Below are 25,883 nucleotides of genomic sequence, written 5' to 3'. Positions count from 1 at the left end.
TCACGCCTTCAGCGTGTCCTTCCGGTACAGCCAGGCCGCGCCGCCCGCGAAGAGCAGGAAGAAGACGACGAGGATGCCGACGTCCTGGGCGTGCGGGGCCTGGCTCTGTTCGATGGCCCGTCCCACCGCAGCGTACGCGTGCGTGGGCAGCCACTTCGCGATGTCCTGCAGCCACTGGGGGAAGCCGTTGGACGGGAACCACAGACCGCCGAGGATCGACAGACCGAAGTAGATGATCATCGTGATGGGGCGGACCGCGTCGCCGGAGGCGATATAGCCGATGGCGACCCCGAGCGCGGCGAAGACCAGGCTGCCGGCCCAGATCGCGCCGGTGAGGGCGAGCCACTGCCAGGCCTCCAGGCGTACGTCCTTCACGGCGGCGGCGACCAGGAAGACGACGACGATCGACGGCAGGCTGACCACGGCGGCGCTGGCGGTCTTGGCGAGGACGTAGCCGCGCCCGGGCAGCGTGGTCAGCCGCAGCTGCCGTACCCAGCCGCTCTCGCGCTCCTTGGCGATGCGCTCGCTGTTGCCCATCAGCACGGCGGTCAGGGCGCCGAAGGAGGCCATGGAGACCATGACGTACGACGCCACGCTCAGGCCGGTGCCGTCGACCGTGCCCGTCTGGCTGGAGGCGAGCAGGAAGATGACCGAGGGGTAGATCACGGAGAAGAACAGGAACTTGCGGTTGCGCAGGGCTCGGGCGAGCTCCAGCTTGATCAGGCTGTTCACGACTGCTTGGCCTCCTCGGCGGCGGTGATGGCGACGAAGGCCTGCTCCAGGCCGAGCCCGGCGACTTCGAGATTGCGGGGGTAGAGGCCGAGGCCGTAGAGGGCGTGCACGGTCGCGTCGGCGTCGGAGGACTGCAGGCGGACGGTGTGCACGGAGCCCTCGGCGGGGCCGCTGTTCGACACGGAGATCGAGGTCAGGAAGGGAAGCCCGCGCAGGGTCGCCTCGTCGACCTGGCCCTCCAGGTCGAACGCCACCCGCCGCGCCCCGGCCTTCGCCTTGATCTCGGCCGCGGTGCCGTCGGCGAGGAGGCGCCCGCGGTGCAGGACGAGCACCCGGTCGGCGATGGCGTCGGCCTCCTCCAGGTAGTGCGTGGCGAACAGGACCGTACGGCCCTGGTCGGCCTGCTCGCGCATGGTCGCCCAGAAGGCCTGGCGGGCGGAGACGTCCATGCCGGTGGTGGGCTCGTCCAGGACGATCAGATCGCTGTCGCCGGCGGTGGCGAGGGCGAAGCGGACGCGCTGGGCCTGGCCGCCGGAGAGCTTGTTGACCTTGCGGTCGGCGATCTGGCTGATGCCGGCCCGGGCGAGGACGTCGGTGACCTTGTACGCCTTCGGGTGCAGCGCGCAGCCGAGCCCGACCAGCTCGGCGACGGTGACCTCGTCCATCAGCCCGCCGCTCTGCAGCATCGCGCCCACCCGCCCGGCGACGATCGCCTCGCGCGGAGAGGTGCCGAAGACGCGGACCGTGCCGCTGTCGGCGTGCTTCAGCCCGAGCAGCAGGTCGAGCGTGGTCGACTTCCCGGCGCCGTTGGGCCCGAGCAGGGCCACGGTCTCCCCTGGGTGCAGCGCGAGCGTCAGCCCGTCCACGGCCCGGACGCTCCCGTACACCTTGCTCACCTGATCGAAGCCGACCACCGGGGCGGCGGTCACTGTCGCTGTCGTCGTCATGTGAACCATCGTGGCTGCGCGGGGCCGGGGCCCGGCAGTGTCGGCGGTCCTGAGTGGCGTATGACAGATGTCATGGCTGCCGGTTCAGCGGAGGACTTCGTGCGCCTTTCGCAGGGCGTTGCGCCGCGCCTGCCGGACGGCGTCGAGTTCCTTCCTGTTGGCCGCGATGATCTTGTGCTGGTAGGTGGTCTCGACGGACTGCCAGACGGTCACATAGTCCACCTGCCGCTTGCACCGCACATCGGCCACCGCGGTGGCGATCTCACGGGCTCCGGCCCTGTTCGGGGCGGCGGGGTCCGCGCCCTTCGTCCACCAGGCCGGGTCGGCCGCGGCGACGTGCGGGTTCGCGTAGCGGTAGCCGGCCTTTTTCATGCAGGCGCTCCACTTGGCGTTCGCGGCCCTGGCCCGGCTGTCCGCCTCCGTGCGCTGGAAGCTCTGCTGCTGGGCCAGGTCGACGGCGGTCAGCGCCTCGCCGCCCTGGGGCAGGCCGAGTTGCTTCAGGGCCTTGCCGCGGCAGCCGCCCGTGTGGCTCGCCGAGGCCGTCTTGCCGCTGCGGCCGGTGTAGGCCTTGGTGAGCGCGTCCGTCATGAGGGCCTTGCGCTTCTTCTCCTGCCGCGCCTCCTCGGCCAGTTGCGCCGGCGTCACGCCGACCGGCGGGGCCAGCTGATAGCCGTAGACCTTCACCGCTTCGGGGTCGGTGACGCCGTAGCGCCGCTCGTTGGCCGAGCGCGGTACGCCGAGCTGCTCGAGACGGGCGGGCCAGGTGTAGCCCTTCGCCTTCATGCACGTCTGGGCCAGCTGGTCGACGGCCCGGTCGAGCTCTTCCTGCTGCTGCGCGTCGACGGTGTAGGCGTCGAGAGGGAGGACCGGCACCCGGACACCGGCGACGGTCTTCGTGGCCGGGGAGGCGGAGATCTCGGGCTCGCTCGGCGTCCCGTCACCCGACGACTGGCATCCCGACAGCAGTACGGCACACAGGGCGGCGACGCCGACGGCCGCTGGGCTCTTGCGCATCAGGTCAGACGCTTCCTTCGAGAAGGGCGGCCCGAACGGGATGCGCCCCGGTGAAGGGGCGCATCGTCGCGTTCAGTTCGGGCAGGCGGAGTTCGAGCCGAAGCAGTGCGAGCTCGCCGTGTTGTCGTTGGGCACCTGGTTGATCTGCTCGCCCGGGGGGATGCCGGTGAGGGCGCCGGTGTAGCCGGAGTACTGGTAGAAGTACACGAGCGTGTCGGGGTCCATGTTCTTCACCGAGGACATGGTGTTGTCGATGGCCGTGCTGGTGCCGTAGTACGTGCTGCCGCTGTACGTGGTCTTGCTGTAGAGCGTGTCGTACAGGCCGCCGCCGTAGTTCGCGAGGCGGTAGATGCACACCTCGCCGCCGCCCGCGGACTCACACTTGCCGTTGTAGCTCCCCGCGGACGCGGTACCGGTGAAGCCGACAACCAGTGCCGCACTCGCCAGGCCCACGAGGGCTTTCTTCCTTGCGCTCATCCACTCACCCATCCTGCACTCGGACCCGCCGGAGCCGGCAGGAGTGCCTGAACGAGCGCACGACGAACCCCCCGACTCCATGGGGTGAACTTGGTTCGGCCCATGCGCCGCAGTGATCCTAGGTGGCACGGGAGTGCGGAAAAAATGATTTTGTTCGACGGCGGCGGAAAGCCGCCACCACGCCGGAGGGGGCGCCCCGGTCATGGACCCGGGCGCCCCCTCGAACGTCAACCGCCCTGCGGCTAACCGGCGTTGGTCTCGATCACGCCCACGCGCTCGGCCGGTGTCTTGCCGAGGAGGGGCTTGCGCATGGCGCTGATGACGTCCTGGGGTGTCACGGGGGTCTTCTTGCCGTTGCCGCGGGTGACCAGGACGCCGTCCCAGGCGCCGCCGTACAGGTTCTTCAGCGCGGTCGTGTCGTAGTGCTCGACCAGCTTGCCGCCGACCGCCCTGACGCCGAGGAACTTCCACAGCGAGTTCTGGGGGCTGAACTTGACCTGCACCCCGCCCGCCTCGATGGTGACGATGCCCGACATCGCCGGCTTGGCGAACTCGTTCATCATCCGGTCGACCTCGGCATCGGAGACCGACGGCTTCTGGGTCGTCGTCGGGACGGCGACCGCCGGGGCCGAGCCGGTCTCCACCTGGGTGCGGTACGCCTCCTCGACGGCCTCGGTGGACTTGGCGACGTCGATGCCCTTGCCCGCCTTGCCGTAGACGGCGACGGCCTTGCCGGACTTGAACTGGATCGTGCCCTCGGTCATCGAGCCGGAGCCGCCGGAGGTGGAGGTGGCCTTCAGGGCGGCGGCCAGCTTCTCCTCGTCGACGGGCATGACCGGGTCGACGACGCGGTGGTTGCCGAAGAGGGAGCCGATGACGGAGACCGGGTTGTAGTCGCTCTGCGCGGCCGCGCCGACGGTGGCCTGCTCGTCCAGCTGGAGGCCCGCCTGATCCGGCTTGAGCGAGACCGTCTTGCCGCCCACCGACAGCTTCAGCGGCTTGTTCACATTGCCGCCGAAGGCCTCGTCGAGCTTCTTGACGGCGTCGTCGCGGGTGCCGCCGCCGATGTCGACGCCGAGCACGGTGGTGCCCTTGGGCACGTCGGAGTGGTTCATCAGCAGCCCGGCGCCGTAGGCGAGACCGGCCACGACGACCACAGCGGTGCCGACGAGCACCAGCTTGTTGCTCCCCTTCTTCTGCTTCTTCTTCGAAGAGGAGGAGGACGGCACGTTCTGCGCGACCGGCTCGGGGAGCCTCGGGGGTGTGTGCGGCACCGGCGCCTCGCCCGTGCCGCCGGGCCCGAAGGGCGAGTTCGCGCCGGGCGGCACGACCGGGATGCCGCTGGTGACGGTGTGCCCGGAGATGTTGTCGGGCGCGGGGTAGCCGCCCTGCGCACCCGGCTCGGGGGCGGGCTTCTGCGGGGTGAGGATCGCGGTGTCGTCGCTGAGGCCGCCGCCGGGGCCGAGGCCCGCGCCGTGCGGGCCGCCCATGCCGCCGGGGCCGCCCGGTCCGGCGGGTCCACCGGGACCGCCGGTGCCGCGGGGCGGGGCCAGCGGCCCTTCGCCGGTGACCGGACCGCTCGTCGGGCCCGCGGGGCCCTGGCCGCCGGGCGCGTTGAAGTCGCTCACGCCGACAGGGGCGCCGTAGCCGCCCTGGCCGTTCGGGGTGTTCTGGGTGCCCGTGTCGGAGTCCGAGAAGTACGGCAGCTCGTCGCGGCGCGGTTCGCCGCCGTCGGAGCGAGGGCCGTTGCCGAGCGGTCCCGCGCCCAGCGCCTCGGTGACGTCGAAGGAGCCGGTGCCGCCGCCGTGCCCGGGGGCCACGGGCCCGCCGGTCGCTCCGGGCAGCCCGGAGCCGTTCGTCTGGCCGGGACGGGTTCCGGCGCCGCTCGCACCGCCGGGGCGCGAGCCGCCCGGCACGCTCATGGAGCCGACCACGCCGCCGGGGCGTCCGCCGGCCGGGCGCGGAGCGCCGGGAGCGGCGCCCGGGCCGGGAGCCCCGGCACCCGCGCCGGGTGTGCCCGTCGCGGGTGAACCGCCCGGTGTTCCGGCGCCGTTGGTGGCGCCGCCGCCCTGACCGCCCTTGGGCGCGGCCGACTTGCGGGGCGCGAACCAGTCGCTGGTCTTCTCCTCGGCGGGCTGGGCGGGCTCGGCCGGCGGCTCGACGGTGCCCATGGCCTGGGTCGCCGCGGGCGCGGGAGGATCGGTCCGGGGGCTCTCGTCGGAGCTCTCGGTGTCCGCGACCGGCGTGCGCACGACGACCGGCGGGATGGGCCGCGATCCGGGGATGTTGATCCGGATCCGGGTCGTCAGCGTGGTCTCGGTCTTGCGGTCCTCCGGCTGCGCGGCCGAACGGCCCGCGTCCGCACCGGCGTCGGAAGCCGTGGGCGTCCCGTACGGCGGCGTACCCGACGGGTATGCGGCTCCGCCGTGCCCGTTGGGCCCGGAGGACGGAGTGTCAGTTTCACGACTCAAGGCAGGTTCTCCCGGTTGGCTCCGCCGCCCGACACAACCTCACGGGCGGCTCGGCGGCGCGCACCACCATACTGGCCACCTCTGGCGTGTATCCCATGACCGCCGGGGAAACCCACACGGGACTCGCACGCGCCTTTAACGGCGAAGTGGTACGTCACTTGCCAAGTCGGACGTCACGGCCGCCCGGTTGCCGCCCCTGCCCAAGGGTGGCGCAGATCACAGCAACAGCCATGCCACCGAGGAGGAAGAGGTAGGAGCCCCCTCCCGCGCCGAAGAGGAAGTCTCCTTCGGGCCGGGTGGCGGTGAGCAGGATGACGGCGATGATCCAGCCGGCGGCGGGCGCGATGGCACCGCCCCGGCCGCCGGTGGCCCATCCGCCGCCGAGGCAGAGCCCCGCCTCGCCGGCCAGGGCGAGCAGCAGACCGCCCGGGAACCAGGCGCCCTGCAACAGCGCACCGGCCGCGCCGACGACCACACCGAGCACGAAGAGCCCGAGGTACAGGACCGTGCGTCCGGCGGACGGCGGCCGCAGGGGCTGGGTGAGCAGGGAGCCTTGCTCGTTCATGACGCCTCCCCGGCAGTCGTGCCGGCATCGGGGTTCAGCCCGGCGAACAGGTCGGTCTCCCGCGGCCCGCCGGCCTGCCCGCGCACCAACTCGTAGTACTCGGTGGAGAAGAGGGGCTGTGCGAGTTCGTTGGAGAGCGCGAAGGAGCCTCCGCCCTCGGCGACCTCGATCTGTGTGGCGTGTGCCCGCATCGCGGCGGCCTTGGCGGCGGCGTACGCGGTGCCGTCGATGGTGGCGGTGATCCGCTCGTCCGCCACGACACCCGGTACGTCGTCGACGACGGCGGCCTTGGAGAAGGGCAGAGCGGGCAGATTCTCCGCAAGCCGGGCGAAGGCGTCCTCGGCGACGGACCGGGGCACCCGGTTCCAGTAGACCTTGGGGATCGGCCATCCCGCCTCGGCGGCCAGGTCGGCGGCGCGCATGGCGACGCGGTGGGCCTGGATGTGGTCGGGGTGGCCGTAGCCGCCGTTCTCGTCGTAGGTGACGAGGACCTGCGGGCGCACCTCCAGGATCACCTCGACGAGATACCGGGCCGCCTCGTCGACGTCCGCCTGCCAGAAGCAGCCCGGGTCGTCGTTGTCGGGCAGGCCCATCATCCCGGAGTCGCTGTAGCGGCCCGGGCCGCCGAGCAGCCGGAAGTCCTCGACACCGAGCGCCTCCATGGCGGCGGCGAGCTCACGCTGCCGGTACGCGCCGAGGGCCGGGCCGGCCAGGTGCTGCAGCTCCGGCGGGATGACCTCGCCACGCTCGCCGAGCGTGCAGGTGACCAGGGTCACCCGGGCACCCCCGGCGGCATACGCGGCCATGGTCGCGCCGTTGTTGATCGACTCGTCGTCCGGATGCGCATGCACCAGCAGCAGACGCCGGGAGGGCTCTTCGGTCATGGGGCAACCCTACGAGGGTCGCGGGAGGAAGCGAGCTTGGGCTCGGGCGGGGACGTGCGTCCGGTGAAAGTGTCCGGTTCCGGTCCCTCGGTTCCGGATCGTGCTTCTACCGGCCGTAAGGCCCTCAGCACCCTAGATACGTGATGTGGACGACGTAGACGCGCTCGCTACGCACGACGACTTGATAGCCGAACCAGCCACTCGCGCACTGCCTTCAGGGCCTCGTCCATGACTGCGCTCAGTTCACGCAGGGCTTCTCGTGCGATGTCCGGATCCTCATGTTCGAGATCGCGCCGCGCTCGGGCGAGGCGAGTGGAGAGGTCTGGACGGCGAGCGATCTCGATCTCCTTGGCCCAGATGAGGACCCAGCTCTGCACAGGACTGAGCGACTGCCACTCGACGGCCTTGGCGAAGGCATCCTCCTTCATGGCCTGCATCTCGTCCAGGCGCCCAGGAGCAACGACGGCGAGGGCGGCACGCAAGGCATCCGGCGTCAGCTCGGGTCGCGGGATCAGCTCGTGCCCGTGATCTGCCTGACTGCTCATGGTGTCCTCCCGGGGGTGCCCTGGCCAGGTTATCGGGACACCGAGTCGGGAACGCGGTTCAGGCGGCAAGGGGTGTACGGCAGTCATAGCAGCGTCCTGGAGCCGGGGCACGGAAAGCGCGGTCGCAGCCTTCGCAGTTTTGGAGGGGGTGCCGGGTGGGCGGTGGCGGGGTGGGGGCGCGGAACGGGGGTGGAGGGGGCAACTGGGCGGTGAGTCGGTGCGCCAGGAGGGCGGCTGGGCGGCGGAGGGGCTCGTCCGGCAGATCTGCCGTCAGGGCCAGGCGTACGGCGGTTGGGGTGACGTCTCGCTCCAGCCAGGCGGCGACACCCGAGGCCAGGTGGGCCGTGTCGCAGGGCGAAAAGAGCAGGCGGGGGTCGTGGCGGCGCAGGTCGGCGAGGAGGTCGATGGCCTGCTGGAGGAGGGCGGGGGCGGTGCACGCGGGCTGCGGGATGGCAGGGAGAGCCTTCTTGCGGGGCGCCGGCTTCTTCGTCGGCGCCTCCCTCGGGTGGGACGGCCGTGCGGGCTCGCGGTCGGCGTGACGGGCTCGCCCCGGCCGGTTGCAGGAGACGGTGCGGGTCACGATGCGGCCCTCGGGGAGGCGGATGCGTTCACGACGCAGGTAGCCGTGGGCCTCCAGTTCGCGCAGGGCGGCGGCGATGCGGGTGGCGCCCTCCGGGAAGCGGGCGGTCAGGGTTTTGATGTCGACGCGGGCGCCCTTGGGCAGCGACTGGATGTGGCAGGCCAGGCCGATCGCCAGGAGGGAGAGTTCCGCGTGCTGGGCGAGGTGGTTGCCGATCACCGTGAAGCGGGCGGTGTGACGGGTGTTGTCGTGCCGGAGGCCGCCGCCCGTGTGGGGCTGCCCCTGGTTCGGGTGGTTGTTGGCGGCAAGCCGGGACTGGGTGCGCGAGGGCGCGCTAGGGTGCTGCGTGTCCATCGGGAAGCTCCTACTTCCTCGGTGGTCAGGCCCTCGCACTGGGATTGCCGTCCCGGCGGGGGCCGTCGCATGTCTGCGGTTGTGTTGCGGCGAGCGTAGAGCCATCAAGGGGCCGAAAATCCAGCCGAGTTGGCAATGTTCACCCGGGCGAGTGAGCCTGCGCCGCGGGCGGGAGGGGTGGGGCTTGGCCGGGTTCTTTCACCATCGTGGTCCTTGAAAGAGATCGCCCCTGGCACCGGAACGCGAGCGGTCGGGTTCCGGTGGCGGTTTCTTGATTAGCATCACTCAGCGTGGCGTGCGGTTACGTAGAGGTACGGCCGTACGACGGAGGGTGTGCGCATGTCTGTGGACGGTGAGGTCAGCCGGCTCATGGGCGAGTCGGACGAGCCGGGTTGGGAGGATCGAGGCCGGGAAGCGGATCCCCCGGCCTGAGTATCTCGACATGGCCGACGAGGTGCTGAAATTCCCCGACGGCTCCGCGATGGGCCGCTCCCCGGCCGTCGCCAACGGGCGTCCGGTGTCTGAGCCCAAACAGCTCCGTATCCTCGAACTGCGGTATGGCATCATCCGAGCTCAGGCTCTCACCCCACGTGAGTCGACAGCCTTCATCGAGCAACTGCTGGGGGAAACATGATCCCCATGACCGGGGACGCCCGCGATCTGGCCTGGTTCAAGAGCAGTTACAGCAGCAACAGCGAGGGCGACTCCTGTGTAGAGGTCGCCACCACATCCGCCACCATCCACGTCCGCGATTCCAAACACACCACCGGCCCCCGCCTCCAGCTCTCGCCGGAGGCATGGTCCGACTTCGTGGCGTACGCGTCCGAGGGCTGACGGCGCAGTCGACCGGGCAGCACCGGCGTCAGAACTTGATGCTCCCGATCATCCCCGCGATGTTCGTCGTCAGCTCGTTGATGGTCGGAGCGACGGTCGAGGAGGCGAGATAGAACCCGAGCAGCGCGCAGACGATCGCGTGCCCGGCCTTCAGTCCTGACTTCTTGATCAGCAGGACGACGATGATCGCCAGCAGCACAACCGCCGAAATCGAGAGTGCCACGGCGGCTCACCTCCAAAGGTCCCAAGGGCGCGGGGGTCGGACTCAGGGGCCAGATAAATCCATGCAATAACCAGCAGGTTCATACCCACTATGCGGTAGTGATCATAACTATCCGGGCGTGCGCATCGGTCGGCGCACGGCCGCACAAGGGGGCGCATGGCCAATATGGTCGGAGCATGACGACGAGGTCCGACTCCTTCCCCCGCAGGCACGCCCGCACCCAGCGATTCACGCTCGGCGCGCCCCGTGCGTTCACCGTGGCGCCCGACGGCGCGCGTGTCGCCTTCCTGCGCTCCACCTCCGGTACGGACAGAGCGAGTTCCCTGTGGGTGCTCGACACGGCGCAGGGCGAGGAGCGGGTCGCGGCCGACCCGCGCACGCTGCTGGGCGGCGCCGCCGAGAACCTCCCGCCCGAGGAGCGCGCACGCCGCGAACGCAGTCGTGAGGGCGGCGCCGGCATCGTCGGCTACGCCACCGACGCGGCCGTCGAGTTGGCGTCTTTCGCCTTGTCAGGGCGGCTTTTCGCGGCCGAGCTGCGGGCCGGCACGGCACGCGAACTGCCCGCCGCCGGGCCGGTGATCGACCCGCGCCCCTCCCCCGACGGACGGCACGTCGCCTACGTCGCGCACCGCGCGCTGCGGGTCGTGAGCACCGAGGGCAAGGACGAACGGGCCCTGGCGGAACCGGAGTCGGAGAACGTCACCTACGGCCTGGCCGAGTTCATCGCGGCGGAGGAGATGCAGCGCTCGCGGGGCTTTTGGTGGTCGCCGGACTCGGAGCGGCTGCTGGTCGCGCGCGTGGACGACACGCCCGTGCGGCGCTGGTGGATCTCCGACCCGGCCCAGCCGGAACGTGATCCACTGCACGTCGCCTACCCGGCGGCGGGCACCGACAACGCGGACGTACGGCTGTTCGTGATCGGCCTGGACGGGACGCGCACGGAGGTCGTCTGGGACCGGGCGCGCTATCCGTACCTGGCGCATGTGCACTGGTCACAAGCGGGTGCACCGCTGCTGCTCGTACAGGCGCGCGACCAGCGCAGCCAGCTGTTCCTCGCCGTCTCCCCGGAGAGCGGTCAGACCCGGCTGGTGCACGCGGACGAAGATCCAGTTTGGCTTGATCTTTTCCCAGGGGTGCCCTGCTGGAGCCCCTCCGGGCAGCTCGTGCGGATCGTCGACGAGGGTGGCGCCCGGGTCCTCGCGGTCGGTGAACGCCCGCTGACCGGACCGCAGTTGCATCTGCGCGCGGTGCTGGACGTCGGACCCGACGACGTGCTGGTCGCGGCGTCTGCGGGCGCCGAGGCGGAGGACTCCGAGACCGGCGAGGTGCATGTCTACCGCGTCAACGAGCTCGGCCTGGAGCGCGTCTCGCAGGAGCCCGGCGTGCACTCGGCGGTGCGCGCCGGGGGCGTGACCGTGCTGGTGTCCGCCACGCTCGACCGGCCCGGCGCCCAGGCGCAGGTACTTCGCGACGGCAGGCAGCTGACGACCATCGCGTCATATGCCGAAGATCCCGGTATGTCCCCGCGCGTGACCCTCACCGAGGGGAGCACGCGCCGCATCCCGTGCGCCGTCCTGCTCCCCCGCGATCACGACGGCGTGCGTCCGCTGCCCGTGCTCATGGATCCCTACGGCGGTCCGCACGGCCAGCGGGTGGTCGTCGCGCACAATCCGCATCTGACCTCGCAGTGGTTCGCCGACCAGGGCTTCGCGGTCGTGGTCGCCGACGGCCGCGGCACCCCGGGCCGCTCCCCGGCCTGGGAGAAGGCGGTGCGCGACGACCTCGCGGCGATCGTCCTCCAGGACCAGGTGGACGCGCTGCAGTCGCTCGCCGGCGACTTCCCGCTCGACCTGAACCGGGTCGCCATCAGGGGCTGGTCCTTCGGCGGCTACCTCGCCGCCCTCGCGGCACTGCGCCGCCCGGACGTCTTCCACGCGGCCGTGGTGGGCGCCCCGGTCACCGACCTGCGCCTGTACGACACCCACTACCAGGAGCGCTACCTCGGGCACCCCGGCGAGCAGCCGGAGGTCTACCGGCGCAACTCGCTGATCGACGACGCGGGTCTGGTCGATCCGGCCGAGCAGCACCGCCCGATGATGATCATCCATGGTTTCGCGGACGACAACGTGGTGGTCGCCCACTCCCTGCGGCTCTCCTCGGCCCTGCTGGCCGCCGGCCGGCCGCACGAGGTGCTGCCGCTGTCAGGCGTCACGCACATGACCCCGCAGGAGTCGGTCGCCGAGAACCTGCTGCTCCTGCAACTGGACTTCCTGCGGCGGTCGTTGGGCCTGGCGTAGTCCTTGGCGCAGTTCTGACGGAGCACGGCAGCGGGCCGGGGTGACATGGCGCACCCCGGCCCGCTTCACGGCACCCGCACGGCCGTACGCTCCCGAGCCTGACGCGTCCGTATATCGGATGCGGGTCGGCGAAGTTGCCTGCGTGTTACTCCTCCGCCTGCTCTTGAGCCTGCTCCTTGCGCCCCGGCTCCTCGGGCGGCACGACCTGTTTCTCCTCCGCGAAGTGGCAGGCCGAGTCGTGCGCGGCGGGGCCGGCCGCGTACCGGAACTCGGCGGGCACCGCGAGCGCCGGCACCTCCAGCGCGCACCGCTCCTGCGCCTTCCAGCAGCGGGTGCGGAAGCGGCAGCCGGAGGGGATGTTCGTCGGGGACGGCACGTCGCCCGTCAGGATGATCCGCTCCCGGTGCTCGCGCGCCTCCGGGTCGGGCACCGGGACGGCGGACAGCAGCGCCTGGGTGTACGGATGCGTGGGGTGCTCGTAGATCTCGCTGTCCCGGCCGGTCTCCACGATCCGCCCGAGGTACATCACCCCGACCCGGTCCGAGATGTGCCGGACGATCGACAGGTCGTGCGCGATGAAGATGTACGACAGCTCGAACTCGCTCTGCAGCCGGTCGAGCAGGTTGATCACCTGGGCCTGGACGGACACGTCGAGGGCGGAGACCGGTTCGTCGGCGACGATGATCTCCGGGCGCAGGGCGAGCCCCCGTGCGATGCCGATGCGCTGTCGCTGGCCGCCGGAGAACTGGTGCGGATAGCGGTTGATGTACTCGGGGTTGAGCCCCACGACGTCCAGCAGCTCCTGGACCTTCTTGCGCCGGTCCCCCTTGGGCGCCACCTCGGGATGGATCTCGTACGGCTCCCCGATGATGTCGCCCACCGTCATCCGGGGGTTGAGGGAGGTGTACGGGTCCTGGAAGACCATCTGGATGTTGCGTCGCACCGCGCGCAGGGCCTTGCCGGACAGGCGCGCGATGTCCTCGCCCTTGTAGCGGATCTCCCCGGCCGTCGGCCTCTCCAGGTTGACCAGCATCTTGGCGACCGTCGACTTGCCGCAGCCGGACTCGCCGACGATGCCGAGGGTCTCGCCGCGGCCCAGCTCGAAGTCCACGCCGTCGACGGCCTTCACGGCGCCGACCTGCTTCCTGAAGACGATGCCCTGGGTGAGCGGGTAGTGCTTGACCAGCCCGCTCACCTGCAGAATCGGCTCAGCCATGCAGGCACTCCCTCCAGAAGTGGCAGGCGCTGCGCCGCACTTCGTCCACCTCGTACAGGGGCGGTACATCGGTGCGGCACACGTCCTGGGCCATCGGGCAGCGGGGGTTGAAGGCGCAGCCGGGCGGGATGTTCATGAGGTTGGGCGGCAGGCCCTTGATGGCATAGAGCTCCTGGCCCTTCTGGTCCAGGCGCGGGATCGACTCCAAAAGGCCCCGGGTGTACGGGTGCGCGGGGGCCTTGTAGATGTCGTGCACGGGGGCCGACTCCACGATCCGGCCCGCGTACATGACGGCGATCTTGTCGGCGACGTCGGCGACCACGCCGAGGTCGTGGGTGATGAGGATGAGCCCCATGTTGTATTCGCGCTGCAGGTCGGCGAGGAGATCCATCACCTGGGCCTGGACGGTGACGTCGAGGGCGGTGGTGGGCTCGTCGGCGATGACGAGCGCCGGCTCCAGGGCGAGCGCCATCGCGATCATGATGCGCTGGCGCATACCGCCGGAGAACTGGTGCGGATAGTCCTTGACCCGCTCCCTGGCGGCCGGGATGCGCACCCGGTCCATCAGCTCGACGGCCCTGGCCCGTGCGTCCTTCCTCGACATCCCCCGGTGCACGACGAACATCTCGCCGAGCTGGTCGCCCACGGAGTGCACGGGGTTGAGGGAGGACAGCGCGTCCTGGAAGATCATCGCCATCTCGGCCCCGCGCACCTTGCGCCGCTCGTCCTCCTTGAGCTTCAGCAGGTCCCGGTCCCGGAAGAGGATCTCGCCGCCGGTGATCCTGCCGGGCGGAATGTCGAGGATGCCCATGACCGCCTGCGCGGTGACGGACTTGCCCGACCCGGACTCCCCGAGCACGGCCAGGGTCTCCCCGGCGTCCACGCTGTACGAGACCCCGTTGACGGCCTTGGCGATCCCGTCCCGGGTCCTGAACTCCACCTGCAGATCCCGCACTTCGAGCAGCATCGCGTCATCACCTCAGCTTCGGGTCGAGGGCGTCGCGCACCGCGTCGCCGAGCATGATGAAGGCCAGCACCGTGATGGCCAGGGCGCCGGCCGGCCACAGCAGCATGTGGGGGGCGTTGCGGATGTAGGGCGAGGCGGCCGAGATGTCGATGCCCCAGCTGACCGTGGGGGGTTTGAGACCCACGCCGAGGTACGACAGGGTCGCCTCCAGGGCGATGTACGTGCCGAGCGCGATGGTCGCCACCACGATCACCGGCGCGACCGCGTTGGGCGCGATGTGCCGCAGCAGGATGCGGGAGTTGGAGGCGCCGAGGGCGCGGGCGGCCTGCACGTAGTCGTTCTGTTTCGCGGTGATCACCGAACCGCGGGCGATCCGGGAGATCTGCGGCCAGCCCAGCAGCACCATGAAGCCGATCACCGGCCAGACCGTGTTGCTGGTGACGACGGAGAGCAGGACCAGGCCGCCGAGGACGACCGGGATCGCGAAGAAGATGTCGGTGACGCGGGACAGCAGCGAGTCCCAGAACCCGCCGAAGAAGCCCGCGAGCCCGCCCAGCACCGACCCGAGGAGCGCGACCCCGAGCGTGGCGCAGACGCCGACCGTGACGGACTTGCGGGCCCCGTACACGGTCCGCGTGTAGACGTCGCAGCCCTGGCCGTCGTAGCCGAAGGGATGGCCCGGCTGGGAGCCCTCCTGGGCCTTGGCGAGGTCGCACTTGAGCGGGTTGCCGGAGGCGATCAGCGAGGGCCACAGGGAGATGACGACCAGGAAGCAGATCACCAGGGCCGAGACGATGAAGACGGGGTTGCGGCGCAGGTCCCGCCAGGCGTCGGACCACAGGGAGCGGGGCTTGCCGGCCGGGCCCGAGCCGTCCGGCCCCTCGGGCGTCCGCTCCAGCGTCTCCGCCTCGGTCACCGCGAGGTCCATGGCCCCGCCCATGCCCGCGCCGGAGATGGCCCCCTCGGACTCGTAGCGCTCAGGCATAGCGGATCCTCGGGTCGAGTACGGCGTACAGGAGGTCGACGAGGAGGTTGGCGACCAGGAAGACCAGCACCAGCACGGTCACGAAGCCGACCACCGTCTGGGTGTTCTGGCGCAGGATGCCCTGGTAGAGCTGGTAGCCGACGCCGTGGATGTTGAAGATCCGCTCGGTGACGATCGCGCCGCCCATCAGCGCCCCGATGTCCGTGCCGATGAAGGTGATCACGGGGATCAGCGAGTTGCGCAGCAGATGCCGGACGACGACCCGCCGGCGGGGCAGTCCCTTGGCGACGGCCGTACGGACGTAGTCGGAGCGCCGGTTCTCCGCGATGGAGGTGCGGGTCAGCCGGGTGACGTAGGCGAGGGAGACGGAGGCCAGGACCAGGCCCGGCACGATCAGTTCGCCGAAGTTCGCGTCCGGCGAGACCGACGGTTTGATCCAGCCCCACTCGACCCCGAGCAGCAGCTGCAGCAGCAGGCCGGTGACGAAGGTGGGGACGGAGATGACGACGAGGGTGAGCAGCAGCACCGAGGTGTCGACCGGGTGCCCGCGCCTGAGCCCCGTGACGACGCCCAGCGTGATGCCGATGACGATCTCGAAGAGGATCGCGACGATCGTGAGCCGGATGGTCACCGGGAACGCCGTCGACATCAGCTCGGTGACCTTCTGCCCGTTGAACGCGGTGCCGAAGTCGCCGGTGAAGACGTTCCCCATGTAGGTCAGGTATTGCTGCCACACGGGCTTGTCGAGGCCGAACTCCTTCTTCAGCTGGGCGGCCGTGGCCGGGTCGCACTGCCGCTCGCCGCACAGTCCCGCGATGGGGTCGCCCATCACGTTCACCATCAGGAAGATCAGCAGCGTGGCCCCGATGAACACCGGGATCATCTGGAGCAGACGCCGGACCACGTATCTGCCCATCGGCGCTCAGCCCACCTTGATCTCGTTGTAGACCGGGACGCTGAAGGGGTTGAGGGCGACGTTCGAGAGCCGCTCGGACCAGCCGGCGCTGCCGTTCTGGTACCAGAGCGGGATGGCCGCCATGTTGTCCCGTACGACCTTCTCGGCGTCCTGGAACAGCGAGATCGCCTTGGCGGTGTCGGTCTCGCTGTTGGCCTGGTTGACCAGCTTGTCGAAGTCCTTGTTCGACCAGTGGCCGTCGTTGGAGGAGGCGTTGGTGTAGTAGAGCGGCTGCAGGAAGTTCTGGATGAGCGGGTAGTCCATCTGCCAGCCGGCCCGGAACGGCCCCGTCATCTTCTTCGCGGTGATCTTGTTGCGGAAGTCGGCGAAGGTGCCGACCGGGTTGCCGACGCAGGCCTTGTCGTTGTCGAGCGCGTTGTTGATGGAGTTGCAGACCGCGTCCACCCACTCCTTGTGCGAGCCCGTGTCCGCGTTGTACCCGATCCTGACCTGGCCGCCGGGCAGCCCGCCGCCCTCCTTGACCAGCTTCTTGGCCTCGTCGGGCTTGTACTCGCAGCCGTCCCCGCACAGTCCGTCCTGGAAGCCGCCCTTCTCGCCGAGGACCGGGGAGGTCCAGTCGGTGGCCGGGGTGCGGGTCTTCTGGAAGATCGTGTCGGTGATCTGCTTGCGGTTGATCGCCATGGACAGGCCCTTGCGGACCTTCTGCGAGCCGCTCTTGTTCCAGTTCTTGTCGTAGAAGGGGAAGGAGAGCGTCTGGATGATGCCGGCCGGGGTGTTCAGATACCGGCCCTGGAGGTCGGCCTTGACGTTCTTGAGCTGGGCGGCGGGCACGTCGTCGACGAGGTCGAGGTTGCCGGCCATCAGGTCGGTGTAGGCGGTGTTGTTGTCCGTGTAGACCTTGAGGTCGACGCCGCCGTTCTGCGCCTTGTCGTCGCCGGGGTAGCCGTCCCACTTGCGCAGGGACATCTTCGAGCCCTTGGTGTACGACTGGATCTGGTACGGCCCGTTGCCGACCGGCTTCTTGATCCACGCGGCGTGGTTGTCGAAGAAGGCCTTGGGCAGCGGTGCGAACGCCGGGTAGCCGAGGGTGTCGGGGAAGGTCGAGAACTTCTGGGAGAGCTTGATCGTGAAGGTCCGCTCCCCGGTGACCTTCAGACCGGAGAGCGTGTCGGCGGTCTGCTTGCCGCTGTCGGGGTGGACCTTGTCGTAGCCCTCGATGTAGCCGAAGAAGTACGCGTTCTTCTGGTTGTTCTTCAGGCTGGCGCCGTAGTTCCAGGCGTCCACGAAGGACTGGGCGGTGACGGGCTCGCCGTTGCTGAACTTCCAGCCGCTCTTGACGGTGACGGTGAAGTTCGTCGAGTCCGAGGTGTCGATCTTCTCGGCGAGCATGTCCTGGGCGGCACCGGTCTTCGGGTCGTACCTCTTCAGCCCCCGGAAGATCATGTCGAGGACCTTGCCGCCCTGCACCTCGTTGGTGTTGGCCGGCTCCAGCGGGTTCTGCGGGTCCCCCCAGGAGGAGCTGAGCACCGCACCGCTGTCACCACTGCCACCGCCGTTGTCGCTGCCGCCGCCCCCGCAGGCCGTCGCGGCGAGTGCGATCGCCGCCGCGCCTGCGGCCCATGTGGCGTGCGTGGCTCCACGCATGGAGTGCCTCCTCATGACTGCCGGTCCATTACCGGCAAATATCGGCTCAGAGGGGGCATGGCGCACATGGACCGAGGCCATTGGGGGATCTTGGACGGGGCGCGCCATCCGAATGGGCGCAATGGATCTTCGCGATCCGATGCCGAACCGTTGGATTGTGACGCCGGGATGTACAGATTCCGATACAGAGGCGTCCGTATATCGAACTCCTTGCCCGTTTCGCGCAGTTGGCCCGAATCCGGACACGGATCGATTACGACGCGCTACACGCGTAGCTACAGAATGATCAAGCGCAGGCAAAGAAGGTAAATAGCGCGCCAAGTCGAGTGAGAATTTATTGACCTTGAACGAATTGCGTTGAAAAAGTCCGGCGTAGCCCGTAGGGAGCGCCCTGCGGAGTCCTTGACCCACAGGGCACGGAGCATCATGACCCCCCCTACCCCTTCCCCGGCCGCCCCGCTCGAGGTGACCGACGAAGACAGCGTGACACCGGCGAAGCCCTCGGCCCTCAAGGGCAATGAAAGCCGCTCACCGGGACGGCTCGCCTGGAGCCGCTTCAAGCGGGATCGCGCGGGCGTCATATCCGGCTACGTGGTTCTCTTCTTCTTCGTCGTGGCCATCTGCGCCCCGCTGATCTCCAAGCTGTACGGCAAGGATCCGTACACGACGTACGGCATCAACATCCCGGGCCTGCTCAACGAGTTCAACTTCCCGGTCAAGCCCAACGGCGGCATCAGCTCCGAGTTCTGGTTCGGCATCGAGCCGCAGCTCGGCCGCGACGTCTTCACCTTCCTGCTCTACGGCATCCGCAACTCGCTGCTCATCGCCACCGCGGCCACGCTGCTGACGACCCTGTTCGGCGTCGTCATCGGCATCACCGCCGGCTACCTGGGCGGCAAGACGGACTACCTCGTGGGCCGGGTCATCGACATCCTGCTGGCCTTCCCCCAGACGCTGTTCTTCATCGCGTTCTGGCCGGTCGTGCTGGCGATCTTCGTGTCGCCCGAGGAGAACACCCCGGTCTGGCTGACCGTCACCAGCCTCATCATCGTGATGACCGTGTTCGGCTGGGCCTCCATCGCCCGACTGCTGCGCGGCGAGGTACTCGCCCTGCGCGAGCGGGAGTTCGTGGAGGCCGCCAAGGTCACCGGCGCGTCCCCGGCGCGGATCATCTTCAAGGAACTGCTGCCCAACCTGTGGACGCCGATCCTGATCCAGTCGACACTCCTGCTGCCCATCTACGTCACGGCGGAAGCCGGTCTCGCCTTCCTCGGAGTGGGCCTCCAGGACCCCACTCCGGACTGGGGCGTGATGCTCCAGTTCGGCGCCAAGTACTACCAGGACGACATCACCTTCATGCTCTTCCCTGGTCTGTCGATGGTGATCTTCGTCGTCGCCTTCAACCTGCTCGGCGACTCGGTCCGCGACGCGTTGGACCCGAAGACCAAGCGCTGAACGTCCCCCACTCCGACGGGCGACGGGGCCCGGCCGGAGCGCACCAAGCACCTTCCCCATCCACGAGAAAACGGGTCTGCCATGTCTCTCTCCCGCAGAAACTTCGTCATAGCCACCTCTGTCGCGGCCGCGGGCTCGACGCTCCTGTCCGCATGCAGCAGCGGTGACGCGGGCGGCGGCAGCGGCAGCGGCTCGGGCGGAGGCGCCAAGACCTACTCCAAGGTCACCATCGGCACCAAGGAGGACTCGACGGGCCCGGCCCCGGAGGTCCCGGGCGCCAAGAAGGGCGGCACGATCTACGGCATCGCCCCCGACGACTTCTCCCACCTGGACCCGGGCCGCATCTACTACGCGTACAACTCCACCGCGGCCCTGCTGCTGCACCGCTGCCTGACCGGCTACAAGATCGCCTCCGACGGCTCGCAGAAGCTCGTCGGCGACCTGGCCACGGACACCGGCACGATGTCCAACGGCGGCAAGACCTGGACCTTCACGCTGAAGGAGGGTCTGAAGTGGGAGGACGGCAGCGAGCTGACCGTCGAGGACGTCCGCCACGGCATCGAGCGCCTGTGGGCGCCGTACATCATCGAGTCCGCCAGCTATGTGCAGATCGCGCTGACCGGCAAGGGCGGCAAGTGGCGTGACGCGTACGAGGGCCCGTACAAGGGCAAGCACCTGTCCGAGATCGTGACGGACAAGGCCAAGCGGACCATCACCTTCAACCTCGCCGAGGCCCGCCCGGACTTCAACTGGACGATGGCGATGCACTCGTACGCCGCGGTGTCCCCGAAGCTGGACACCAAGGAGAAGTACGACAAGCACCCCGCCGCCTGTGGCCCGTACAAGGTCAAGAGCCACGTCACCGACAAGTCGATGACGCTGGTCCGCAACAAGTACTGGGACCCGGCGACCGACTCGATCCGCAACGCCTACCCGGACGGCTTCGAGTTCGACTTCGGCATCGAGACCCTGGACGGCGTGGACCGCCTCATCGCCTCCCAGGGCAAGGACGCCTACGCGGTCTCCATCTACAAGGGCGTGCCCGCCGAGCGCATCCAGAAGGTCCTCACCGACCCGGAGATCAAGAAGCGCACCTTCAACGGTCTGCTCACCGGCACCTACTACTACGCGATCAACACCAAGCGCGTCACCGACCTGAAGGTCCGCCAGGCCCTCAACCACGCCTGGCCGCTGCAGCAGATCCGGCAGATCTACGGCGGCCCGTCCTCCGGCGACATCGCGACGACGATCCTCAGCCCCGACATCCTGGGCCGCGAGAAGTTCGACGTCTACGGCAAGCTGAAGAAGCCGCAGGGCGACCCGGCCGCCGCGAAGAAGCTGCTGAAGGAAGCCGGCAAGGAGGGCATGAAGATCGTCTACGCCTTCCCGCAGGACCCGACGTACAACAAGACCAAGGTCGTCATCGAGAACGCCCTGAAGGAGGCCGGCTTCACCCCGATCATCAAGCCGGTCGACTCCACGACGTACTACGACCAGGTCCAGAAGGTCGACAACAGCTACGACGTGATGTGGTTCGGCTGGTCCCCGGACTGGCCGACCGCCTACACGATGATCCAGCCGCTGTTCGACAGCGCCAACATCGGTGACGGCCTCTACAACGTCTCGCAGACGAACATCCCCTGGATCGACTCCACGATCCAGAAGAACATGGTCATCACCGACCAGAAGAAGGCCGGCAGCGCCTGGGCCGCGCTCGACAAGCGGATCATGGAGGAAGTGGCGCCGATCATCCCGGAGATGTACCAGCGCCGCTACTACGTCTACGGCAACAAGGTCGGCGGTGCGATGTTCGACCCGAACTTCTCCGCGACCCTGCTCTACAAGACGTACGTAAAGGCCTGACGACCGGCCTCGTGGCGGGGCGGCTCCCGGCCGCCCCGCTTCCTACCCCCCTTCGGCATCCGTCAGGAAAACCCAACTGCCATGCTCCGCTTCCTTGTCCGACGAATCATCGGTGCCGCGGTGATCCTGGTGATCATCAGCGCGATCGTGTTCGTCCTGTTCTACGCCGCCCCGCGCGACCCCGCCCGCATCGCCTGCGGCAAGGCCTGCACCCCCGAGACCCTGGAGCTGGTGCGGAAGAACCTGGGGATCGCCGATCCGCTTCCCGTGCAGTACTTCGACTGGCTCAAGGGCATCTTCGTGGGCCGCGACTACACGTCGTTCGGCCACTGCCACGCACCCTGCCTGGGCTACTCGTTCCAGAGCCGTGAGTCGGTCCTCAGCACCATCGCGGACCGCTTCCCGACCACCCTGTCGCTCTCGCTGGGCAGCTCGGTCATCTACCTGATCTTCGGCATCGGCGCGGGCATGCTGGCCGCCGTGAAGCAGGGCAAGGCCGTGGACAAGATCGCCAGCTCGGCCTCGCTGATCGCGTCCTCGATGCAGATCTACGTCGTCGGCGTGCTCGCCACGTATCTGCTGGTCGACCAGTGGCACCTGCTGGACCGGGCCAGCTACACGCCCTTTACCGACAACCCGGCGGCCTGGGCCAAGGGCCTGCTGGTGCCGTGGATCGTGCTGTCCCTGATCTGGACGGCCAACTACACCCGTATGACGCGCTCGCAGATGGTCGAGGCGCTCAGCGAGGACTACGTCCGCACGGCCCGCGCCAAGGGCATGTCCCGCCGTACGGTCTTCTTCCGCTTCGCCTGGCGCGGCGCGATGGGCCCGATCGTCACCATCTTCGGCCTCGACCTCGGTGTGCTGCTCGGCGGCGCGATCATCACCGAGTCGACGTTCAGCCTGCAGGGCCTCGGCATGCTCTCCGTGAAGGCGGTCAGCACCAACGACCTGCCCATGCTGCTCGGAGTCGTCATGGTCGCCGCCGCTGCGATCGTCGTCTTCAACATCATCGTCGACGGCGTCTACGCCTTCATCGACCCGCGCGTGCGCCTCGCGTAAGGAGAGCGACCATGAGCACCCCCTTCCTCTCCATCCGTGACCTGCGCGTGCACTTCGGCACCGAGGACGGTGTCGTCAAGGCCGTCGACGGGCTCTCCTTCGACCTGGAGAAGGGCAGGACCCTCGGCATCGTGGGCGAGTCCGGCTCCGGCAAGTCCGTGACCAACCTGGCGGTCCTGGGCCTGCACGACCCGCGCAACACCAAGCTCGACGGCGAGATCCTGCTCGACGGCAAGGAGCTCATCACCGCCTCCGAGCGGGAGATGGAGCAGCTGCGCGGCAACAAGATGTCCATGATCTTCCAGGACGCGCTCGCCTCGCTGTCGCCGTACCACACCATCGGTGCGCAGATCGGCGAGACGTACCGCAAGCACACCGGCGCCTCGAAGAGGGTGGCCCGGGCACGGGCGATCGAGATGCTGCGCCGGGTGGGCATCCCGCAGCCGGACATGCGGGTCGACGATTATCCGCACCAGTTCTCCGGCGGTATGCGCCAGCGCGCGATGATCGCCATGGCGCTGGTCTGCGACCCCGAACTGCTGATCGCCGACGAGCCGACGACCGCGCTGGACGTCACCGTGCAGGCCCAGATCATGGACCTGCTGAAGGACCTGCAGCAGGAGTTCGGCACCGCGATCATCTTCATCACCCACGACCTCGGGGTCATCGCCGACATCGCGGACGACGTGCTGGTGATGTACGGCGGGCGGTGTGTGGAGAAGGGCACCAAGCAGGAGGTGCTGCGCACGCCGGAGCACCCCTACACGCTGGGGCTGCTCGGTTCGATGCCGAGCCTGGACGGACCGGTGGACGTGCCCCTGTCGCCGATCCCGGGCGCCCCGCCCTCGCTGCTCAACCCGCCGTCGGGCTGCCGCTTCCACCCCCGGTGCACGTTCGCGGAGAAGGTCCCCGGCGACCTGTGCTCCACCGAGCAGCCGGCCCTGAAGCTCACGGACGGCCGTGGCTCGGCGTGCCACCTGACGCCGGAGCAGAAGCGCGAGCTGTTCGCGGACTACGCCACGGCGCGGACCAACTGACGTACAAGAGACGGGACTTCACCACCATGAGCAGCACCACCCCCCTCCTGGACGTCGCGGGTCTGACCAAGCACTTCCCGGTCAAGGGCGGCTTCCCCATCCGGCGGACGATCGGCGCCGTGCAGGCGGTCGACGGGCTGGACTTCCAGGTCGCCGAGGGCGAGAGCCTGGGCCTGGTCGGCGAGTCGGGCTGCGGCAAGTCGACCACGGGCCGGCTGATCACCCGGCTGCTGGAGCCGACAGCGGGCAAGATCTCCTACCGCGGGCAGGACATCACCCACGCGGGCCGCAAGGACCTCGCACCCATCCGCTCCGAGATCCAGATGATCTTCCAGGACCCATACGCCTCGCTGAACCCGCGGCAGACGGTCGGAAAAATCATCTCGGGCCCGATGGAGATCAACAACATCAAACCGGAGGGCGGCCGCGAGAAGCGCGTCCGTGAACTCCTGGAGATCGTCGGCCTCAACCCCGAGCACTACAACCGCTTCCCGCACGAGTTCTCCGGCGGCCAGCGCCAGCGCATCGGTGTCGCCCGTGCCCTGGCCCTGGAACCGAAACTGATCGTCGCGGACGAGCCGGTCTCGGCCCTCGACGTCTCCATCCAGGCGCAGGTGGTCAACCTGCTGCAGCAGCTGCAGCGGGACCTGGGCATCGCGTTCGTCTTCATCGCCCACGACCTGGCCGTCGTACGCCACTTCTCGCAGCGCGTCGCCGTCATGTACCTCGGCAAGATCGTCGAGATCGCGGACCGCGACGACCTGTACGGCAACCCGCGCCACCCCTACACGAGGGCTCTGCTCTCCGCCGTCCCCGAGGCCACGGCGGACGAGACCCCGGCCCGCGAGCGCATCCGCCTCGTCGGCGACGTCCCCTCCCCCATCTCCCCGCCCTCCGGCTGCCGCTTCCGTACCCGCTGCTGGAAGGCGACGGACAAGTGCGCGAGCGAGGCCCCGCCGCTGGTCCAGGTCGAGGGCAACAAGCCCGGCCACCTGACGGCCTGCCACTACCCGGAAACAGCGGACACTGTCCCGTCCCCCCACCTCACCAAAGACCCCGAGGCAGCGGCCTGACACACCCCTTTCCGTCACCGCCGCCACCACGGAACGGACTATTGCGGCCCATTGACCCGAGCTCGTGAGTGTCCGGTTCCAGGGGATCGAAGGCCCGCGTCTGACTGGACGCGGGCCTTTGCCTGCCCGGTCACCCGTCGACGAACAGCTCCGCCGCATCGGCCGCATGCACAGCCCGCTGCGCCCAGAGTTCCAGCTGCTCCAGGTCGGTGCAGGCTTCCACCCGCTCACGGACGTCCTCAGGCACAGGAATGCCACGCCACTCCAGGATGCGGAGGATCATCTCGGCCTTGGCCTGAGCCCGTCCCTGCTCTCGCCCCTCCTCGCGCACCTGCTCGGCCAGAGGGTGCCGCCAGAAGTACTGCATCGCCGTCATCAGGTCCCTCCACATGTGCTTGACCTGGGGGTCGTCCAGGCATGAGTCGACGAACTGCGCGAAGGCCGCGGCACTGTCCGCGTCAATGGTTTTCAGGGCGGTTGCCAGCGATTCCAGTATGGCGGCGGCCTTCGATCCCCGGCCATGTGTCATGGCCGAGAGCACCGCAAGAGGTACATCTCGTGCGGCCTCCCGCGCATCGGCGATCACCGGTACGTTGTCCGGTCCGAGCACGAGCGGGCGGACCGTCAGAGAGGGGCTGCCGGGCACGCCGAGATGAATCGGCTCGGCCGCCCAGCGGGCCGTGGCGCTGCACTGTGTGGTGACGATGAGCACGGGCTCGCAGCGGTACTTCTCGTGCAGGTACGTGAGGTAGTACGGCCAGCTGCCGCGCTTGCGGTCGTCCTTCTGCCGCTGCGCCTCCACCACGAGCAGGTACGGACCCTCGTCCGTCTCCGCCCGTAACAGCGTGTCCACGCGCCGCTCCACCGGTTCGATCTCGGTGAGGTCGATGTTCATGCCGGCGAAGTCCCGCGGCTCGGGAAAGGCGACACCCAGCACCTGCTGCAGCGCCCGCGTCAGCAGCGCGGGGTCCTTCTGGAAGATCCGGTGCATCGCCTCGTGCGTCGAGCTGACCATCGGCTCTCCTTTCCATCCGACTTGATCAACGAGCTACGCGACGGCCAGGTCACACCAGATGTACTTGCCCCGCTCCCCGAACCGGGCCGACGGCTGCCAGCCCCAGCTGTCCGCGCACGCCATGACCAGGCCCAGCCCGCGACCCGCCTCCAGCTCCGTGACCTGACTCAACGGCCGTGGGGGCTCCGGTGGTTCGGGGTCGGTGTCCCACGCCCCGATCCAGATCACCCCCTCCATCGACTGCCGGACCCTGAGCGCCGCAGGTCCCTTGGTATGTCGTACGGCGTTGGAGATCAGCTCCGTCGCGACCAGTTCGGCGGTGTCCACGAGCCCGATCCGGCCGTGCAGCGTCAGGATCAGACGCAGGGTACGGCGACAGACGGTGACGGCTCTGAGGTCGTTCGGGATGTAGAGGGTGTAGTCCCACGGTTCGTTTTCGGGCATGGGTCAGCTCCAGCGAGTGGTGAGTTGGGGTTCCGCACGCGGTGGCGTTGCCGCAGCCGCCGTGGCACGACGGAGCGGTGCACTTCCGCAGGGTGTACGTTGCGTGACTGACGGTAGGGCGCAATGTTGGTCCCGTGCAAGTCGTTGCCGTAATCTTCCCTCCGAACGAGGTGCTGCCACCGGGCAGTTGGGCGCAAGGAGGAATTCATGCCGCGCAGGCAGCAGGCCACGGCACGTCAGGAGCGCCTAGGGATCGAGCTGCGGAAACTGCGTGAGGCCGCGG

At 69.0% G+C, this 25,883-nt stretch carries 24 protein-coding genes and 1 pseudogene; 8 read left to right on the top strand and 17 right to left on the bottom strand.

Features of this window, described 5'->3' with window-relative positions; all coding sequences use genetic code 11:
- The 9 genes from MQN93_RS24840 to MQN93_RS24800 form a co-directional block, all read right to left on the bottom strand.
- Positions 1-732: an ABC transporter permease gene (locus tag MQN93_RS24840; RefSeq protein ID WP_242711341.1), complete on the bottom strand. Its 732-nt coding sequence runs from the start codon at positions 730-732 to the stop codon at positions 1-3.
- Positions 729-1,679 (bottom strand): ABC transporter ATP-binding protein, encoded by a 951-nt coding sequence (locus tag MQN93_RS24835; RefSeq protein ID WP_242711340.1) that lies wholly within the window; start codon positions 1,677-1,679, stop codon positions 729-731. Before MQN93_RS24835 ends, MQN93_RS24840 begins: the two co-directional genes overlap by 4 nt.
- A gap of 84 nt (positions 1,680-1,763) precedes the next feature.
- On the bottom strand, positions 1,764-2,693 hold the full coding sequence (locus MQN93_RS24830) for a hypothetical protein (RefSeq protein WP_016437809.1): 930 nt from the start codon (positions 2,691-2,693) through the stop codon (positions 1,764-1,766).
- Positions 2,694-2,765: 72 nt separating this feature from the next.
- Positions 2,766-3,170: a peptidase inhibitor family I36 protein gene (locus tag MQN93_RS24825; protein WP_158693353.1), complete on the bottom strand. Its 405-nt coding sequence runs from the start codon at positions 3,168-3,170 to the stop codon at positions 2,766-2,768.
- Positions 3,171-3,412: 242 nt separating this feature from the next.
- Positions 3,413-5,641, bottom strand: coding sequence for a hypothetical protein (locus MQN93_RS24820; protein ID WP_242711339.1), 2,229 nt, complete (start codon positions 5,639-5,641; stop codon positions 3,413-3,415).
- A gap of 154 nt (positions 5,642-5,795) precedes the next feature.
- On the bottom strand, positions 5,796-6,206 hold the full coding sequence (locus MQN93_RS24815; RefSeq protein ID WP_016437806.1) for a DUF6113 family protein: 411 nt from the start codon (positions 6,204-6,206) through the stop codon (positions 5,796-5,798).
- Positions 6,203-7,090, bottom strand: a complete 888-nt coding sequence (gene mshB / locus MQN93_RS24810; protein ID WP_242711338.1) for an N-acetyl-1-D-myo-inositol-2-amino-2-deoxy-alpha-D-glucopyranoside deacetylase — start codon at positions 7,088-7,090, stop codon at positions 6,203-6,205. The genes MQN93_RS24815 and mshB overlap by 4 nt, the downstream gene beginning before the upstream one ends.
- 167 nt (positions 7,091-7,257) lie before the next feature.
- A complete protein-coding gene (locus MQN93_RS24805) occupies positions 7,258-7,635 on the bottom strand; it encodes a hypothetical protein (RefSeq protein WP_242711337.1) in 378 nt (125 codons plus the stop codon).
- Between the two features lie 58 nt (positions 7,636-7,693).
- Positions 7,694-8,569: a helix-turn-helix domain-containing protein gene (locus tag MQN93_RS24800; RefSeq protein ID WP_242711336.1), complete on the bottom strand. Its 876-nt coding sequence runs from the start codon at positions 8,567-8,569 to the stop codon at positions 7,694-7,696.
- A gap of 451 nt (positions 8,570-9,020) precedes the next feature.
- Here MQN93_RS24800 and MQN93_RS24795 point away from each other — a divergent pair.
- Together MQN93_RS24795 and MQN93_RS24790 are read left to right on the top strand one after the other, a co-directional pair.
- Positions 9,021-9,203 (top strand): annotated as a pseudogene (locus MQN93_RS24795) (transcriptional regulator); the annotation flags it as partial.
- A gap of 5 nt (positions 9,204-9,208) precedes the next feature.
- Positions 9,209-9,403: a DUF397 domain-containing protein gene (locus MQN93_RS24790; protein ID WP_372504449.1), complete on the top strand. Its 195-nt coding sequence runs from the start codon at positions 9,209-9,211 to the stop codon at positions 9,401-9,403.
- A gap of 28 nt (positions 9,404-9,431) precedes the next feature.
- Here the strand turns inward: MQN93_RS24790 and MQN93_RS24785 are convergent, their stop codons facing one another.
- Positions 9,432-9,626: a hypothetical protein gene (locus MQN93_RS24785; protein WP_016437804.1), complete on the bottom strand. Its 195-nt coding sequence runs from the start codon at positions 9,624-9,626 to the stop codon at positions 9,432-9,434.
- Between the two features lie 176 nt (positions 9,627-9,802).
- Here MQN93_RS24785 and MQN93_RS24780 point away from each other — a divergent pair, with 176 nt between their 5' ends.
- Complete coding sequence (locus MQN93_RS24780) at positions 9,803-11,923, top strand: S9 family peptidase (RefSeq protein WP_242711334.1); 2,121 nt, start codon at positions 9,803-9,805, stop codon at positions 11,921-11,923.
- Positions 11,924-12,068: 145 nt separating this feature from the next.
- Here the strand turns inward: MQN93_RS24780 and MQN93_RS24775 are convergent, their stop codons facing one another.
- Genes MQN93_RS24775 through MQN93_RS24755 form a run of 5 tightly spaced genes read right to left on the bottom strand, consistent with a single transcriptional unit; the run spans position 12,069 to position 17,651 of the window.
- A complete protein-coding gene (locus MQN93_RS24775; RefSeq protein WP_242711333.1) occupies positions 12,069-13,139 on the bottom strand; it encodes an ABC transporter ATP-binding protein in 1,071 nt (356 codons plus the stop codon).
- Positions 13,132-14,106, bottom strand: coding sequence for an ABC transporter ATP-binding protein (locus tag MQN93_RS24770; RefSeq protein WP_242711332.1), 975 nt, complete (start codon positions 14,104-14,106; stop codon positions 13,132-13,134). Before MQN93_RS24770 ends, MQN93_RS24775 begins: the two co-directional genes overlap by 8 nt.
- Positions 14,107-14,113: 7 nt before the next feature.
- On the bottom strand, positions 14,114-15,091 hold the full coding sequence (locus tag MQN93_RS24765) for an ABC transporter permease (RefSeq protein ID WP_242711331.1): 978 nt from the start codon (positions 15,089-15,091) through the stop codon (positions 14,114-14,116).
- Positions 15,084-16,007 carry an ABC transporter permease gene (locus MQN93_RS24760; protein WP_016437799.1) on the bottom strand — a complete coding sequence of 308 codons (924 nt, stop codon included), beginning with the start codon at positions 16,005-16,007 and terminating at the stop codon, positions 15,084-15,086. The genes MQN93_RS24765 and MQN93_RS24760 overlap by 8 nt, the downstream gene beginning before the upstream one ends.
- Before the next feature lie 6 nt (positions 16,008-16,013).
- Positions 16,014-17,651, bottom strand: coding sequence for a peptide ABC transporter substrate-binding protein (locus MQN93_RS24755; RefSeq protein ID WP_242711330.1), 1,638 nt, complete (start codon positions 17,649-17,651; stop codon positions 16,014-16,016).
- 426 nt (positions 17,652-18,077) lie between these two features.
- On the opposite strand from MQN93_RS24755, the gene MQN93_RS24750 reads away from it, so the two are divergent.
- From MQN93_RS24750 to MQN93_RS24730, 5 genes are all read left to right on the top strand, one after another.
- Positions 18,078-19,106, top strand: a complete 1,029-nt coding sequence (locus MQN93_RS24750; RefSeq protein WP_016437797.1) for an ABC transporter permease — start codon at positions 18,078-18,080, stop codon at positions 19,104-19,106.
- 81 nt (positions 19,107-19,187) lie between these two features.
- Positions 19,188-20,969, top strand: a complete 1,782-nt coding sequence (locus tag MQN93_RS24745) for an ABC transporter substrate-binding protein (RefSeq protein ID WP_016437796.1) — start codon at positions 19,188-19,190, stop codon at positions 20,967-20,969.
- A gap of 81 nt (positions 20,970-21,050) precedes the next feature.
- Positions 21,051-22,031, top strand: coding sequence for an ABC transporter permease (locus MQN93_RS24740; RefSeq protein ID WP_016437795.1), 981 nt, complete (start codon positions 21,051-21,053; stop codon positions 22,029-22,031).
- 11 nt (positions 22,032-22,042) lie between these two features.
- Positions 22,043-23,068, top strand: coding sequence for an ABC transporter ATP-binding protein (locus MQN93_RS24735; protein WP_016437794.1), 1,026 nt, complete (start codon positions 22,043-22,045; stop codon positions 23,066-23,068).
- 26 nt (positions 23,069-23,094) lie between these two features.
- Complete coding sequence (locus MQN93_RS24730; RefSeq protein ID WP_242711329.1) at positions 23,095-24,141, top strand: ABC transporter ATP-binding protein; 1,047 nt, start codon at positions 23,095-23,097, stop codon at positions 24,139-24,141.
- A gap of 130 nt (positions 24,142-24,271) precedes the next feature.
- Here MQN93_RS24730 and MQN93_RS24725 read toward each other — a convergent pair whose 3' ends face one another.
- Both MQN93_RS24725 and MQN93_RS24720 read right to left on the bottom strand, forming a co-directional pair.
- Positions 24,272-25,156, bottom strand: coding sequence for an RpnC/YadD family protein (locus tag MQN93_RS24725; protein WP_242711328.1), 885 nt, complete (start codon positions 25,154-25,156; stop codon positions 24,272-24,274).
- Between the two features lie 33 nt (positions 25,157-25,189).
- Positions 25,190-25,600 (bottom strand): ATP-binding protein, encoded by a 411-nt coding sequence (locus MQN93_RS24720; RefSeq protein ID WP_242711327.1) that lies wholly within the window; start codon positions 25,598-25,600, stop codon positions 25,190-25,192.
- Positions 25,601-25,883 lie beyond the last annotated feature (283 nt).

It is taken from the genome of Streptomyces spinosisporus (genome assembly GCF_022698145.1).
In the GTDB taxonomy this organism is placed as follows: domain Bacteria; phylum Actinomycetota; class Actinomycetes; order Streptomycetales; family Streptomycetaceae; genus Streptomyces; species Streptomyces spinosisporus.
This window is presented reverse-complemented; position numbering and strand designations above follow the sequence as displayed.

What these genes read in the sequence shown, in the direction of transcription:
- MQN93_RS24830 (WP_016437809.1), bottom strand. Translation starts at nt 2,693, where the DNA reads ATGCGCAAGAGCCCAGCGGCCGTCGGCGTCGCCGCCCTGTGTGCCGTA.
- MQN93_RS24765 (WP_242711331.1), bottom strand. Translation starts at nt 15,091, where the DNA reads ATGCCTGAGCGCTACGAGTCCGAGGGGGCCATCTCCGGCGCGGGCATG.
- MQN93_RS24770 (WP_242711332.1), bottom strand. Translation starts at nt 14,106, where the DNA reads ATGCTGCTCGAAGTGCGGGATCTGCAGGTGGAGTTCAGGACCCGGGAC.
- MQN93_RS24750 (WP_016437797.1), top strand. Translation starts at nt 18,078, where the DNA reads ATGACCCCCCCTACCCCTTCCCCGGCCGCCCCGCTCGAGGTGACCGAC.
- MQN93_RS24825 (WP_158693353.1), bottom strand. Translation starts at nt 3,170, where the DNA reads ATGAGCGCAAGGAAGAAAGCCCTCGTGGGCCTGGCGAGTGCGGCACTG.
- MQN93_RS24835 (WP_242711340.1), bottom strand. Translation starts at nt 1,679, where the DNA reads ATGACGACGACAGCGACAGTGACCGCCGCCCCGGTGGTCGGCTTCGAT.
- MQN93_RS24730 (WP_242711329.1), top strand. Translation starts at nt 23,095, where the DNA reads ATGAGCAGCACCACCCCCCTCCTGGACGTCGCGGGTCTGACCAAGCAC.
- MQN93_RS24745 (WP_016437796.1), top strand. Translation starts at nt 19,188, where the DNA reads ATGTCTCTCTCCCGCAGAAACTTCGTCATAGCCACCTCTGTCGCGGCC.
- MQN93_RS24805 (WP_242711337.1), bottom strand. Translation starts at nt 7,635, where the DNA reads ATGAGCAGTCAGGCAGATCACGGGCACGAGCTGATCCCGCGACCCGAG.
- MQN93_RS24725 (WP_242711328.1), bottom strand. Translation starts at nt 25,156, where the DNA reads ATGGTCAGCTCGACGCACGAGGCGATGCACCGGATCTTCCAGAAGGAC.
- MQN93_RS24775 (WP_242711333.1), bottom strand. Translation starts at nt 13,139, where the DNA reads ATGGCTGAGCCGATTCTGCAGGTGAGCGGGCTGGTCAAGCACTACCCG.
- mshB (WP_242711338.1), bottom strand. Translation starts at nt 7,090, where the DNA reads ATGACCGAAGAGCCCTCCCGGCGTCTGCTGCTGGTGCATGCGCATCCG.
- MQN93_RS24740 (WP_016437795.1), top strand. Translation starts at nt 21,051, where the DNA reads ATGCTCCGCTTCCTTGTCCGACGAATCATCGGTGCCGCGGTGATCCTG.
- MQN93_RS24790 (WP_372504449.1), top strand. Translation starts at nt 9,209, where the DNA reads ATGACCGGGGACGCCCGCGATCTGGCCTGGTTCAAGAGCAGTTACAGC.
- MQN93_RS24815 (WP_016437806.1), bottom strand. Translation starts at nt 6,206, where the DNA reads ATGAACGAGCAAGGCTCCCTGCTCACCCAGCCCCTGCGGCCGCCGTCC.
- MQN93_RS24800 (WP_242711336.1), bottom strand. Translation starts at nt 8,569, where the DNA reads ATGGACACGCAGCACCCTAGCGCGCCCTCGCGCACCCAGTCCCGGCTT.
- MQN93_RS24735 (WP_016437794.1), top strand. Translation starts at nt 22,043, where the DNA reads ATGAGCACCCCCTTCCTCTCCATCCGTGACCTGCGCGTGCACTTCGGC.
- MQN93_RS24720 (WP_242711327.1), bottom strand. Translation starts at nt 25,600, where the DNA reads ATGCCCGAAAACGAACCGTGGGACTACACCCTCTACATCCCGAACGAC.
- MQN93_RS24780 (WP_242711334.1), top strand. Translation starts at nt 9,803, where the DNA reads ATGACGACGAGGTCCGACTCCTTCCCCCGCAGGCACGCCCGCACCCAG.
- MQN93_RS24760 (WP_016437799.1), bottom strand. Translation starts at nt 16,007, where the DNA reads ATGGGCAGATACGTGGTCCGGCGTCTGCTCCAGATGATCCCGGTGTTC.
- MQN93_RS24755 (WP_242711330.1), bottom strand. Translation starts at nt 17,651, where the DNA reads ATGCGTGGAGCCACGCACGCCACATGGGCCGCAGGCGCGGCGGCGATC.